This window comes from Phyllobacterium myrsinacearum (assembly GCF_014138285.1).
Lineage (GTDB): Bacteria > Pseudomonadota > Alphaproteobacteria > Rhizobiales > Rhizobiaceae > Phyllobacterium > Phyllobacterium myrsinacearum_A.
The window spans coordinates 198,015-211,562 of the sequence record NZ_JACGXN010000002.1; the positions used below are offsets into that span (position 1 = coordinate 198,015).

General features: G+C 57.9%; 10 protein-coding genes. 3 read left to right on the forward strand and 7 right to left on the reverse strand.

The genetic code is table 11. From position 1 onward, the window contains the following. Nucleotides 1-46 precede the first annotated feature (46 nt). Together FHW16_RS10555 and FHW16_RS10560 are read right to left on the reverse strand one after the other, a co-directional pair. A complete protein-coding gene (locus tag FHW16_RS10555; protein WP_182549159.1) occupies nucleotides 47-1,039 on the reverse strand; it encodes an MlaD family protein in 993 nt (330 codons plus the stop codon). A 3-nt stretch (nucleotides 1,040-1,042) separates the two neighbouring features. Continuing rightward, nucleotides 1,043-1,915 (reverse strand): ABC transporter ATP-binding protein, encoded by an 873-nt coding sequence (locus tag FHW16_RS10560; RefSeq protein ID WP_182549160.1) that lies wholly within the window; start codon nucleotides 1,913-1,915, stop codon nucleotides 1,043-1,045. Between the two features lie 188 nt (nucleotides 1,916-2,103). Here FHW16_RS10560 and dgcA point away from each other — a divergent pair, with 188 nt between their 5' ends. Next, nucleotides 2,104-3,087, forward strand: coding sequence for an N-acetyl-D-Glu racemase DgcA (gene dgcA / locus FHW16_RS10565; protein WP_182549161.1), 984 nt, complete (start codon nucleotides 2,104-2,106; stop codon nucleotides 3,085-3,087). A 6-nt stretch (nucleotides 3,088-3,093) separates the two neighbouring features. Here dgcA and FHW16_RS10570 read toward each other — a convergent pair whose 3' ends face one another. From FHW16_RS10570 to FHW16_RS10580, 3 genes are all read right to left on the reverse strand, one after another. Beyond that, nucleotides 3,094-4,296 (reverse strand): MFS transporter, encoded by a 1,203-nt coding sequence (locus FHW16_RS10570; RefSeq protein WP_182549162.1) that lies wholly within the window; start codon nucleotides 4,294-4,296, stop codon nucleotides 3,094-3,096. 138 nt (nucleotides 4,297-4,434) lie between these two features. Then, nucleotides 4,435-5,493 carry a glycosyltransferase family 4 protein gene (locus tag FHW16_RS10575; RefSeq protein WP_182549163.1) on the reverse strand — a complete coding sequence of 353 codons (1,059 nt, stop codon included), beginning with the start codon at nucleotides 5,491-5,493 and terminating at the stop codon, nucleotides 4,435-4,437. A gap of 27 nt (nucleotides 5,494-5,520) precedes the next feature. Then, nucleotides 5,521-6,342 carry a UDP-2,3-diacylglucosamine diphosphatase gene (locus FHW16_RS10580; RefSeq protein WP_182549164.1) on the reverse strand — a complete coding sequence of 274 codons (822 nt, stop codon included), beginning with the start codon at nucleotides 6,340-6,342 and terminating at the stop codon, nucleotides 5,521-5,523. Nucleotides 6,343-6,569: 227 nt separating this feature from the next. On the opposite strand from FHW16_RS10580, the gene FHW16_RS10585 reads away from it, so the two are divergent. Both FHW16_RS10585 and FHW16_RS29075 read left to right on the forward strand, forming a co-directional pair. Continuing rightward, the gene (locus tag FHW16_RS10585) at nucleotides 6,570-8,867 is read left to right on the forward strand and encodes an NADP-dependent malic enzyme (protein ID WP_182549165.1); all 2,298 of its coding nucleotides are present in this window, start codon (nucleotides 6,570-6,572) and stop codon (nucleotides 8,865-8,867) included. Between the two features lie 89 nt (nucleotides 8,868-8,956). Then, nucleotides 8,957-10,066 (forward strand): DUF2865 domain-containing protein, encoded by a 1,110-nt coding sequence (locus FHW16_RS29075; RefSeq protein WP_182549166.1) that lies wholly within the window; start codon nucleotides 8,957-8,959, stop codon nucleotides 10,064-10,066. On the opposite strand, the gene gltX is transcribed toward FHW16_RS29075, so the two are convergent. Together gltX and FHW16_RS10600 are read right to left on the reverse strand one after the other, a co-directional pair. Further along, nucleotides 9,984-11,357 (reverse strand): glutamate--tRNA ligase, encoded by a 1,374-nt coding sequence (gene gltX, locus FHW16_RS10595; protein ID WP_182549167.1) that lies wholly within the window; start codon nucleotides 11,355-11,357, stop codon nucleotides 9,984-9,986. The two genes, FHW16_RS29075 and gltX, sit on opposite strands and share 83 nt — an antisense overlap. A gap of 66 nt (nucleotides 11,358-11,423) precedes the next feature. Next, nucleotides 11,424-13,238 carry an ABC transporter ATP-binding protein gene (locus FHW16_RS10600; protein WP_182549168.1) on the reverse strand — a complete coding sequence of 605 codons (1,815 nt, stop codon included), beginning with the start codon at nucleotides 13,236-13,238 and terminating at the stop codon, nucleotides 11,424-11,426. Nucleotides 13,239-13,548: the final 310 nt, after the last annotated feature.

Below are 13,548 nucleotides of genomic sequence, written 5' to 3' on the forward strand. Positions count from 1 at the left end.
AAGCTTCACGATTCATTAACCTTCATGCGATGCAGCATTGCTAAAGTCAACGGCGTGTGCGGCCGTCATACTCCGGCACATTGCCACTGCCGCCGAAAATCACCCGCTGCGGATTCTTTTCGAGATCGGTGATAGCGCGCTCGATGCGCTGCACCGACTGACGACTCTCCGTTACCAGCGCCTGCACGTCCCGCAGCCCCTGACCGGAGAAGCGGTTGAGATTGTCCGTGATAGGCCCCAGTCGCGTGTTCAGATTGTCGGCGACCTCGCGATAGGATTTGAGCGTGCTCTTGGCCTCGGCAACAACGCTGCCATCCTTGTCGGAAACCAGATTGTCGACCTTCGCCAGCACCCCATCAACGCGAACCGACGCAGCATTGAGACGCGTCATCATTTCGCGCGCCTCCCGCACCACCGACTGCACGTCTTCGGCGCTCTGGCTGAACTTGTCGATCACGTCGGAATTCTTGGCCAGCGCATCGGTGAACTTCTTTGTATTGTTGACCGTATCGACCAGCGGACCCTTCACTTCCGTAATGAAACTTTCAATCGAGCTCATCGCGGTGTTGACGCGCTCCAGAATGTCCTGCGCTTTCTGCAGAAGGTTGTTGACCACGGACGGATCGGCGTCGATGCGCGCGACAGCCCCATCCTTGTCGGCTTCTTCAAGCAGATTTGGCTCATAGACCTTGCCGCCCTTAAGCTCGACAAAGGCCTGCCCCGTCAGGCCGGTAAAGCCCAGGGTCGCCTGGGTGGACCGCGTAATCGGCGTCGTGCTGTCAATTTCAGCCGTGGCTATAACCGCATCGGGATTGGTCTTGTCGATATTCAGGCGGCGAATCGTGCCGACCTTGATACCATTGAACAGAATCTGGCTGCCCTCGGCGAGACCGGTCACAGAACCCGCAATGCGGATTTCCAGCGTTGTCATTTCCTGCCTGTCGCCGTAACGGGCAATCCAGTAAACGAAAATGAACGCAGCAAAGCAGACCGCAAGGGTAAAAATCCCGACCAGAACGTAGTTGGCTTTGGTCTCCATCGATTAACTCTGTCCCTTCAGCATCTGCCCGGACTGGCGGGCAATTTGCTCATGATCAGGCTTCCGCCTGTTGCTGCCATTCGGCACAATCTGGCGTGCCCGTTTGCCATGAAAATATTCCTGAACCCACGGATCATCAAACGCCAGCATATCGTCAATGGTTCCTTCCACCAGAACCCTTTTCTTACCCAATACTGCGATTCGGTCGCAAACCGCGAACAGGCTGTCGAGATCATGGGTGACCATATACACCGTCAAACCCATCGTATCGCGCAAATTTGCAATGAGTTCGTCGAAATCCGCAGCGCCGATGGGATCAAGGCCAGACGTCGGCTCGTCGAGAAAAACGATCTCCGGATCAAGCGACAGCGCACGCGCCAGTGCAGCGCGCTTGATCATGCCGCCGGACAACTCCGAGGGAAATTTCTCCGCCGTATCGGGTTTCAGCCCCACCAGATCAATCTTGAGACGCGCCAGTTCATCCATCAGGCTGTGTGGAATATCGAGATATTCGCGCATCGGAACCTGAATGTTTTCCAGGACGGTCAGCGACGAGAACAGCGCACCATGCTGGAACAGCACGCCCATGCGCATGTCCACGCCGAGCTTTTCCTCGTCAGTCGCGTGGTCGATATCATGGCCGAAAATACTGATATTGCCATGCTGCTTCTGGTTGAGACCAAGGATGGTCCGCATGAGCACGGATTTACCGGTGCCCGAGGCACCCACAAACCCCAATATCTCGCCGCGATAGACATCCAGCGACAGGTCTTCAAGAACCGAGGAACGGCCGAATGACACACTGACGTCCTTGACGGAAAGGATCACGTCTCCGGTTTGCTGCTCGCTGCTCTGGCCGTTATTTGTTGAATTCATTCGCCTTGGGCGTCCCTGGGTCTGAAAATCAATACATAAGGCGTCATGAGCGCGGTTGCCATCCACACGTGATCGGCATGGCGCCCCGTCGCTGCAGAAGCACTTGAATTGTTTGCTCTATCAGTCAACATCCCACACACATATCGAGTCTCAGACTTGATGTCACTGTAGCAATTAGGGCGCACATAATGACTATTAATGTGGAGATTAACGTTGAACGCTGGCCCATCGCTGGAACGTTCACCATCTCTCGAGGTTCCAAGACCGAAGCAGCCGTGGTGGTTTGTACCCTGCGCGACGGGATTCACACCGGACGCGGTGAATGTGTTCCCTATGCACGTTATGGCGAGAGCCTCGAATCCGTCTGCGCTGAAATCGAAAAATTGCGCGATGCCATCGCCGCAGGGGCAACGCGCGCCGATCTACCCGGCCTCATTGGTGCAGGAGCCGCCCGCAATGCAATTGATTGCGCTTTGTGGGATCTCGAAGCCAAACGCAGCGGCAAGCGCGTTGCCGATCTCGTCAGCCTTCCCCCGCTCAAAACCCTGACGACCGCTGTCACCGTTTCCTTTGGCGACGCACAGACCATGGCAACCTCAGCCCGCGCCATGGCAGACAGGCCTGTGATCAAGGTCAAGGTCGGCGGCGAGGATGATGAGGAACGCATATTGGCTGTCGCAGAAGCGGCGCCAAACAGCCGTATCATTCTCGACGCCAATGAGGGCTGGACCGACGCCAATATCATTAGGCATATGCTGATTGCTGCAAGGGCCGGTGTCGTGCTCATCGAGCAACCGCTTCCAGCGGGTAAAGATGACATCCTTTCGACAATCCCCCACCCCGTACCCCTGTGCGCCGACGAGAGCGCTCACGGCACAGACGATCTGCACACTCTGCTTGGCCGCTATGACAGCATCAACATCAAGCTCGACAAGACCGGTGGCCTGACCGAGGCTTTGCGCATGCAGAAGCGTGCGCGTGAGCTCGGCTTCGGCATCATGGTCGGCTGTATGGTAGGCACGTCGCTTGCCATGGCACCTGCTGTGCTCGTTGCGCAGGATGCAGACTTCGTTGATCTCGACGGCCCCCTGATCCTGAAGGAAGATCGCAGCCCCGGCCTCGTCTTTGAAGGCAGCCGCGTATCGCCACCACATCAGGAGCTTTGGGGCTAGCGCCCCTTAATGCTCGCGCTGCTCCAGCTTCAGCGAAACGTTCGCGAGGAAAAACCCGACAGCCGCCAGTGCGACCATGGCGTAGAATCCATAAATGCCGGTGGCACTGTAAAGCGGGCCTGATACCATCGTTACAATTGCCAGCGAAGTGCCGATAAAGAATGTCGATATGCCCTGCGCCGTACCGCCCCGTTCCTCGGGGATGGTCATGGCGATCATTTTCTGCATGCCGAGGAACGACAGCGCGAATGAAAAGGAATGCAGACTCTGCACAACGAAGAAACCTGCCACACCAAAGCCAGCGGGTATGATCAGCGGAAAGACGGTCCAGCGGAATATGGCTACGGCGGAACCGATCATCAGCACCCGTGCCGGGTGCAATCGCCCGAAAAACCGGCGAAAACAGGTGAACATGATCACTTCCGCCACAACGGCGATGGACCACAGGGCGCCGATGACAGTCTCCTCGATACCAATGGATTTCCAGTAGATAGCCGAAAAACTGTAGCCATAGGCGTGGCTCGCCTGCGTGATCCCGGTGGCGATGAGAAAAGTCACAAAAGCGGGACGGCGCAGCGCCCTGCCCGCATTGGCCATATCGATATCCGACAGCGGCGACAGACGGCGCGGCTTGCCGATCCGCGGCACAACAAAACTCATGCCGCATGCGGCAACCAGCGCACACAGAAGAACCGTTGGAATGATCCATTCGCCCGTGTGCTGGATCAGGACGCCGCCGGCAAAGGAAGCCAGGAGGAAGGCAATTGACCCCCACACCCGCATCCGGGCAAAATCGGCGCCATAACGGCGCACGCCTGACAGCGCGATCGTGTCCGCCAGCGGCACCTGCGAAGTCCATGGCGCCGCAAGCAGCAGCGACACCATCAGAATACCGAAGAAATTGAACGGCAGAAAATAGAATGCTGCAACAATGACCGCCAGAATGGTGGCAATGGTCAGGATATGCGCCCGGTCATTCGACTGGTCGGCGAGAATGGAGACGAGCGGCGCCGCAATCACGCGGACAAACAGCGGCATGGAGAGCACGATCGATATTTCCGTCGGCGACAGCGAGCGAAATTCCAGCCACAGGGGAAAGTATGGCAGATGCAGACCGCTTGAGATAAAAATCGCGAAATAGGCCAGTGCAAGCCGCAACTCGAAACGAGACGGTTTGTCCTGAAAAGTGTCCGCTGCAGCGGCTGTCATGGAGGGACTTTCGGAAGATCGAGGAACGGCGCACTAATATATCAACTAGCCGTATTCCGAATTACCATGATTTGCACCAACTGCCTAGAAACACAGGAGGTTTTCCTGCACAATTATCGTAAAAGCAGGAAATACAGCCTAGCGCGCAGATACCGCCCGTGCCGTCTTCGTCCGGCGGCTGACGGGCTGCTTCGTACCAACAATCGCCGTGAGAATATCCTCGAATATGTCGGCGCAGGCCTTCCAGCTGAAGCCCGTCAGTCTGGTGTCAGGATCGACACGCCCCATGGCAAGGGCGCCGAGCGCAGCCTCGTGCAGATCGGTCGACAAAACGCCTGCGCCCGTCGCGCCAATGACATCCTTCGGACCGGCCACCGGATAGGCGGCAACCGGAAGTCCGCAGGCAATCGCTTCCAGCAGCACCAGGCCAAAAGTATCGGTACGGCTGGGAAAGACGAAAACATCGGCACCCGCGTAATGGCGCGCCAGCTCTTCACCCTCTTTCTTGCCCGCAAAAACAGCGCTGGGGAATTTTCGTTTCAGCTCTTCCATGTCCGGCCCGTCGCCGACAACGAGTTTGGTGCCCGGCAGATCGAGTGAAAGAAATGCTTCAAGATTTTTTTCCGGGGCAACGCGACCGACACACAGAAACACCGGATGCGCCAGACCGAGATCGACATCGGGTTGGGGCCGGAACAGGTCACGATCAACGCCGCGCGTCCAAACCCGCAACGTATCAAAGCCCCACCCGGTGAGTTCATCATAGATCGATTGCGTCGGAACAAGACAGGTCTCGGCTGCATTGTGAAACCGGCGCAGGAACCCATAAGTCCAGGCGAGCGGAATGGGCAGGCGCTCCCGCAGATATTCGGGAAAGCGCGTGTGGAAACTTGTGGTGAAACGCCATTTGTTCTTCAGGCAGGCCCGGCGCGCCATGATGCCGAGCGGGCCCTCGGTCGCAATATGGACAAAGGCCGGTTGCAGAGCCTCGATACGGGCCTTCACTGCGGCTGGATGCGTCAGAGCCAGTCGAATCTCAGGATATGTCGGACACGGCGCCGAGCGATAATCCGCAGGTGAGATAATGGTGACTTCGACACCCCGCGCCTCCATCTCCTCGCGCAGTTTGGTCAGGGTGCGCACAACACCATTGACCTGCGGATGCCAGGCATCCGAGACGATAACCAGCCGTTTCATCGGATCATTCCCTGCGGGAGCCACCGCTTATGCCGCATTCGCCGCCTTGGGACGCTTGTCCTCAAGTTTGACGACTGGTGCAAAGCCCGCCTTCTCGCCGATCAGATGGGTCCACGAGATGAGTTCCATCTTGCCGTCGTGATGTTCGGCGATGGCCGTGCAGCTTTCCACCCAGTCGCCCGTATTGATGTATTCAATACCGTCGATCTGTTCGATCGTTGCGTGGTGGATATGGCCGCAGATAACACCATCCGCGCCAATGCGCCGGGCTTCGTCGGAAACGACTGTCTGGAACGAGCCGATGAAGTTGACCGCCTTCTTCACCCGGAATTTCGCCCAGGCGGAAAACGACCAGTAACGCAGGCCGAGCATGCGCCGAACCTTGTTCATGACCGTGTTGATGGCCAGCGCCGCGTCATAGGCCCAGTCGCCGAGATAGGCGATGTGGCGGGCATTGCGCACGACGACATCGAACTGGTCGCCATGGATCACGAGAAATTTACGTCCATCGGCAGTTTCATGCATCGTGCGATCCATGACTTCGATGCCGCCGAAATGCGTGCCCTGAAAGTCACGCAGGAATTCATCATGATTGCCGGCAATGTAGAGGATACGCGCACCCTTGCGGCTTTTGCGCAGAAGCTTCTGCACGATGTCGTTGTGTTCCTGCGGCCAGTGCCAGCTGCGGCGAAGACGCCATCCATCAACGATATCGCCGACCAGATAGATCGTATCCGCATCGTGGTACTTCAAAAAGTCCAGCAGGAATGTCGCTTTGGCGCCTTTGGAACCAAGATGCACATCGGATAAAAAGAGCGTGCGAAAATTACGTGTCTCTGGCTCAACCATGAGGCTGATCTCCGTTCAGCGCTGGTACACACGGGTACCTTTGGTCTGACAGAAACCTGATTCATGTCACAGTCTTATGACGCCGCTAAAAAGTCTATGGTTTCCTGCGATAAACACTTGTAACAAAATGGACTTCATTTATGGCTCTTCATGTCATTTATGCATGCTAAAAAGATTGAATCGCAAATCCCAAGATGCGACCAGCCAATATTCGGAGGATCTAATCCATGGCCAAGGACAACACGCCCAACCAGTCTGATCTTGAAGAAAGCGCTCTCTTTTACCATCGCTTTCCTCAACCAGGTAAGTTGGAGATCCAGGCGACGAAGCCGCTTGGAAATCAGCGGGACCTTGCCCTTGCCTATTCCCCAGGTGTGGCGGCGCCCTGCCTTGCCATTCATGCAAACCCGGCAACGGCCGCCGACTATACCAGCCGCGCCAATCTTGTAGCCGTCATATCGAACGGTACCGCCGTTCTCGGCCTTGGCAATATCGGCCCGCTCGCGTCCAAGCCTGTCATGGAAGGCAAGGCGGTTCTCTTCAAGAAATTCGCCGATATCGACGTGTTCGATATCGAGATCGACGCGCAGGAGATCAACAAGATCGTTGATGTCGTTGCCGCGCTTGAACCCACCTTTGGCGGCATCAACCTCGAAGATATCAAGGCACCGGAATGTTTTGACGTAGAGGAGATTCTCCGCGCCAAGATGAATATTCCCGTCTTTCACGACGACCAGCACGGCACGGCGATCATCGTCGCCGCCGCCATCCTCAACGGCATGGAGCTGGCGGGCAAAGACCTTTCCAAGATCAAGATCGTCGCTTCCGGCGCGGGTGCTGCGGCGCTCGCCTGTCTCAACCTTCTGGTCAAGCTCGGCGCGAACCGCAAGAATATCTGGGTCTGCGATCTCGACGGCGTGGTTTATGACGGCCGCAACACGCTGATGGACCGCTGGAAGTCGGTTTACGCCCAGAAGACAGATGCGCGCGTGCTGGCTGATGTCATCGGTGGCGCCGACGTTTTCCTCGGCCTTTCCGCAGCAGGTGTCCTGAAGCCGGAACTTCTCAAACAGATGGCGCCCAATCCGCTGATCATGGCACTGGCCAATCCCAACCCCGAGATTATGCCGGAAGAGGCGCGCGCCGCGCGCGCCGACGCCATGATCTGCACCGGACGGTCCGACTTCCCGAACCAGGTCAACAACGTCCTCTGCTTCCCCTATATTTTCCGCGGTGCGCTTGATTGCGGTGCACGGGCAATCAACGAAGAAATGAAAATGGCCGCCGTCAAGGCAATCGCAGCACTGGCCCGCGAGGAACCATCCGATGTGGCCGCACGGGCCTATTCGGGTGAAACGCCGACTTTCGGCCCCAACTATCTCATCCCCTCGCCCTTCGATCCACGTCTGATCCTGCGTATCGCGCCAGCTGTGGCCAGGGCCGCCATGGAAACAGGCGTTGCCGACCGTCCCATTGAGGATTTCGACGCCTATCTCGACAAGCTGAACCGCTTTGTCTTCCGCTCCGGCCTCATCATGAAGCCGATCTTCACTGCGGCGCGCACCGCCGAAAAGAAGCGGGTCATCTATGCGGACGGCGAAGACGAGCGTGTTCTGCGTGCGGCTCAGGTGGTGCTTGAAGAAGGCACAGCCATTCCAACATTGATCGGCCGACCGCAGGTCATCGAGACGCGCCTGAAGCGTTATGGCCTAAAAATCAAGGTCGGCACTGATTTCGACATCATCAATCCGGAAGACGATCCGCGCTACCGCGACTATGTGGATCTGCTGGTCAATCTCACCGGCCGTCGCGGCACGACCCCGGAAGTCGCGCGCACCATGGTGCGTGCCAGTGGTACTGTCATCGCGGCACTTGCCCTCGTTCGCGGCGAAGCCGATGCGATGATTTGCGGTCTGGAAGGCCGTTTCGAACGCCATTTGCGCAATGTTGACCAGATCATCGGCAAGCTGGAAGGCATACGCAATTTCTCGGCGCTCAGCCTGCTGATCTCGCAGCGCGGCGTCCTGTTCCTGACCGACACCTATGTCAGCATCGATCCAACGGCGGAAGAAATTGCCGAAAAGACGGTTCTCGCCGCCAATGAAATCCGCCGTTTCGGTATTGAGCCCAAGGCCGCCCTGCTCTCGCATTCCAATTTTGGCTCGCGTGATTCCGACAGTGCCGCAAAAATGCGGGCCGCTTCGGAAATCCTGCGCTCCAAGGCACCGGATCTGGAACAGGACGGCGAAATGCATGGCGACTCCGCCCTGTCGGAAATCCTGCGCGAGCGTGTTCTGCCGCACTCGCGCCTGAGCGGCGAAGCCAACCTTCTGGTTTTCCCCAATCTGGATGCCGCCAACATCACGCTCAACGTCGTGAAAACTGTCACGGACGCGCTGCATGTCGGACCAATTCTGCTCGGCGCCAACAAGCCTGCGCATATTCTGACACCATCAGTCACGTCGCGCGGCATCGTCAATATGACCGCCCTGGCAGTGGTTGAAGCCTCGCAGCGCGTGGAATAGCGCGCTGCTGTCTTATTGCTGCCGTACGTTCATGGATGGTTCATGCGCAGTCAGCCAATCTGGCTGTGCGTGATCGTGCAGGGCTACCAATGAAACGGTTCATACATTTTGCGGCACTCGCCATAGGCACGCTTCTGCTGTCAACGCAGTTTGCGGCGGCCCAATCGGACGTGTGCGTGCGGATGGAACAACGGCTGCGCGAACTCGATAATGATTTTGTGACCGACGAGTATGAACTCAACCTGCGCCGTGACCGGGTGGAGGCAGCGCTCGACGCCAATAATTGTTCCGCATCCTACGAGCCGGATCGTGAAGTGCTGCCCCGCGAGGCGGAACCGCGACGACGGCCTTACGAAATTCTCGGTAATGAGCAGCCGGACGACAGTGAACCTGTGGAAAGTACAGCGCCGGTTTATGGCGGACAGTATCAGACGCTCTGCGTACGTACCTGCGACGGATACTACTATCCCATTTCCTATGCGACCGGCGCGGAAAACTTTGGCCGCGATGAAGCCCAGTGCCAAGCGCAATGTCCGGGCGCGAAACTGTTTTACCATTCCACCACAGGAGAAACCGTCGACCAGATGATTTCCCTGCGCGGTCAGGCCTATACGGATATGCCCTATGCTTTCAAATTCAGGAAGGTTGGCGCCAATGGCACGCCGCAATGCACCTGCCAGCGGACGGCCGGAAACTATACCACCTTGGGAAATCAGAAGGAAATTGCCAAACCGGTTCCCCGCGTACTGGCACCGCCAACCGTCCAACCGGCAGCCCCTGGGCAATCCGCCGAACCCACGCAACCAGCGGCAACGCTCGCTCCTGCCGAGCCGATCAAGCCGGTTGCCCCCGTTACGGCAGAACCGTTGAAGCCCGTGGAGCCTGCAGCAACAACCAAACCTGCATCTCCGGTCGAGACGAAGGTCGAGCCCGCGCAACCGGTCAAGCCAACTGAGACCAAGGCCGAACCGGTGCCGCCCCCGGCACCACCTGTTGTGGAACCCGAGAAAAAGCCGTCATCGATCATTCAGCTGGGCACACCCGCCATACCGAAAGTCGAAGCGGAACAGCCCAAACCGCTGTCGCCGGACAAACCGATCGATCCCAACCGCAAGGTCAGGGTCGTCGGGCCAACGTTCCTTCCCGACCAAGAAGGGGCAATAAATCTGCGAGTTCCGGGCCAGAAACCAGCCCAGTAAGCGCAATGCGTAACGGCATGAACAGCGGCTTACCCTTGCGGCCACTTTGTACCTTTACGGCTTCGGTCCACTGCTTCCATGTCTCGCGGCTCCACGGCTCCGGCGGCAGAACATCGAAGGCGGCAGACACGAAGGAACGGTCCTCGTCGACCAGCACCTCGTCACTGACGGGGCCGTCCTGAATGATTGTCCACCAGAGCGCCGCATCGGCAACGCGTGTAAGATTGCCGCGCACTGCAAGCCAGAAGGCTTCGGCCTTGTCACCCGCAATGCCCATCTCACGCAGGCGATCCTCTGCCACATCAAACGGCATGGCATGGATCAGCGTGCGGTTCAGCGTATCGAGTTCCGACGGATCAAATTTCGACGATGATTTCGATGTTGCCTTTGGATCGAAAATTTCGGCGAGCGTCGCCATGTCAGGCATGGCAACCACATTCTCCGACGTGCCGGTCAGCACGGCGAGACTGACCACCGCCATGGGTTCGTAACCATCGCGACGCAGGCTGCCGACAGACAGGGCGCCCGTCCGCTTGGACAGTCCTTCACCCGAAACAGTCGTCAGCAGATTGTGGTGGCCAAGCTCCGGAGCCTTTGCCCCCAGCGCTTCGAAGATGGAAATCTGCACGCCGCTGTTGGTGACATGATCGTCGCCGCGAATGATATGCGTGATGCCCATGTCGATATCATCGACCACGGAGGTCAGCGTGTAGAGATAGGTGCCGTCTTCCCGCACCAGCACCGGATCGGACAGCGATGCCAGATCAACGGTCTCTTCGCCGCGCACGATATCATCCCAATGGACAATCGTACGCGCCGGGGCGAACGGATCATCCTTGAAGTTCGGCAGCAGGAAACGCCAGTGCGGACGATGGCCCTCTGCTTCCAGCTTCGCGCGATCCTCCGCCGTCAGTTTCAGCGCATCGCGGCCATAGACCGGCGGCAGGCGGCGTGCGAGGCGCAGCTTGCGCTTGCGTTCGAGTTCTTCCGACGTTTCGTAGCAGGGATAAAGCACGCCAGCGGCTTTCAGCTTCTCGACGGCTGCATCGTAAAAGGCAAAGCGCTTGGACTGGTGTTCAACCCGCACCGGTTTGATCCCAAGCCATTCGATATCAGCGGCTGTCGCCTCGGCATATTCGGTCTTCGAGCGCTCCACGTCGGTATCGTCAAAACGCAGGATCAATTGGCCATTGTGCTTGAGCGCAAACAGCCAGTTGAACAGGGCTGTGCGTGTATTGCCAATGTGGATGTAGCCGGTCGGAGATGGTGCAAAACGGACGGTAATGGTCATGCCTCGGGCATATCGGAACGACGCGCGAATATCAATATGGGCCGCGCTTTCACGCGGCCCATAGGATCAGTCATCAGCCAGAACGAGACCCTTGGTCAGTTCCAGCGCCTGCCGTTCGAACAGGCTGCGGTAGATACCGCCGCTCAACCGGATCAGGGCCTCATGGTTGCCCTCCTCGGCGATCCGGCCATGGTCGAAGACCAGCAACCGGTCAAGCGCCCGCACAGTGGACAGCCGGTGTGCAATGACCAGCGTCGTCCGGCCCAGCATCAGCCGTTCCATGGCCTGCTGGATCAGCGCCTCCGATTCCGAATCAAGGCTTGACGTTGCCTCGTCCAAAATCAGAACCGGAGCATCCGCCAGGAAAGCCCGGGCAATGGCCACACGCTGGCGCTCACCACCCGAGAGCTTCACACCACGTTCACCCACCAGTGTGCCATACCCCTTCGGCAGACCCGTGATGAAGTCATGCGCACTGGCCTGCCGTGCTGCCTCCTCGATCTCGCTTTGCGTGGCGGTCGGCCTCGCATAGGCGATGTTCTCGGCCAGAGTCCGGTGGAACAGGATCGGCTCCTGCTGCACGATGGCAATCTGCTGGCGCAGGGATGCCTGCGTGACACCGGAAATATCCTGGCCGTCGATGAGTATCTGCCCCGCCTTCACATCGTGCAGACGCTGGATCAGCTTGACGAACGTGGTCTTGCCCGAACCGGAGTGACCGACAAGACCCACACGCTCTCCCGCGCGGATGGTCACAGAAAAGCGGTCATAGAGCGGTGTAAGGTGCGCCCCATAATGGAACGTCACATTATCAAACACGATCTTGCCATTGGTAATCTGGATCGGCTTTGCACCGGGCCGGTCATCAATGCCAAGCGGCTGACTCTCAATGTCAACAAGCTCTTCCATATCATTGATCGAGCGCTGCAAATTGCGGATGTGCATGCCAACTTCACGCAGATAGCCCTGCAGGATAAAGAATGATGTCAGCACGAAGGTGATGTCACCCGCACTTGCCTGCCCCTTGGACCACAACCACAGGGCAAAGCCGATGACCGATGCCCGTAGGACAAGCAGCAGCGAGCCCTGCGTCGTACCGTTGCGGTTGCCGCGAACCCACGTGCGGCGCGTCCGGTCCCGCCACTTGGCAAGAACCTTCAACAGCCGCGCGTCCTCACGCTTTTCCGCACCGAAGCCTTTCACCACCATGTTGCAGCTGACCGCATCGGCCAGCGAACCGCCAAGCTTGGTGTCCCAGCGATTGGCAAGGCTTGCCATCGGCGCGACATAGCCGAGCGACATCATCACAGTGACGCTGACGAACATGAGGGATCCCAGACCGATAATGACGCCCATCATCGGCCAGTACCACGCCATCAGCACAGTCGAACCGACAAGCATCACAATTGACGGAAACAGGGCCACCAGCAGGGTATCGTTCAGGAGATCAAGCGCCCACATGCCGCGCGTGATCTTGCGCACCGTCGAACCGGCAAAGCTGTTGGCGTGCCAGTCTGTCGAGAACCGCTGAACGCGGAAGAATGCTCCGGAGGCGATATCCGACATCATTTTCAACGTCAGATTGACGATCGTCATGAAGGTGATATGCCGCAGGATGATAGCACCCAGTGACAGGGCAATAAGCGTCCAGAACGCAGCCATCGCCGCATCCCAGGCAATGGCGTCCGTTGCCGCACCGTTGACCACTGCGTCAACCAGCCGCCCTGAATAGAGCGGCGTCAACACGTCGGCCAGCGTCGAGAGCAACACTGCACCAAGTATAACAGTCAGACGCACCGGCTGTTTTTGCCAGTGTAGCCAGGTGAATCCGAGAACGCTGCGGAAAGCTCCGCCGCGCAAGGCGATACGTAAAAATGCCATGACAATCGTCCGGTGCTAAAACGCACCGGCCTCAATATGTATTTCAGATGGAAATGCCGCGGTACAAAACTAGGGAATCAATACGGCACAATTGGTTTGGCGACTTGCCTGAGTACAGGAAAGGCCAAGGTCGGCGATGAGTGTTCTTGACCGGTGAAGTCAATTGAAAAGCCCTGAGGCTTTTCATCATCACGTGTCAGGAACGGACGCCGCCCCGAGGGGACATTGAAAAAGCTGCCATTCTAAACCTCCCGGGCTTGATTGCCGGAAAGATGGCTTATAGGTGAATCGCGATCCGGCGCCAAGCGCC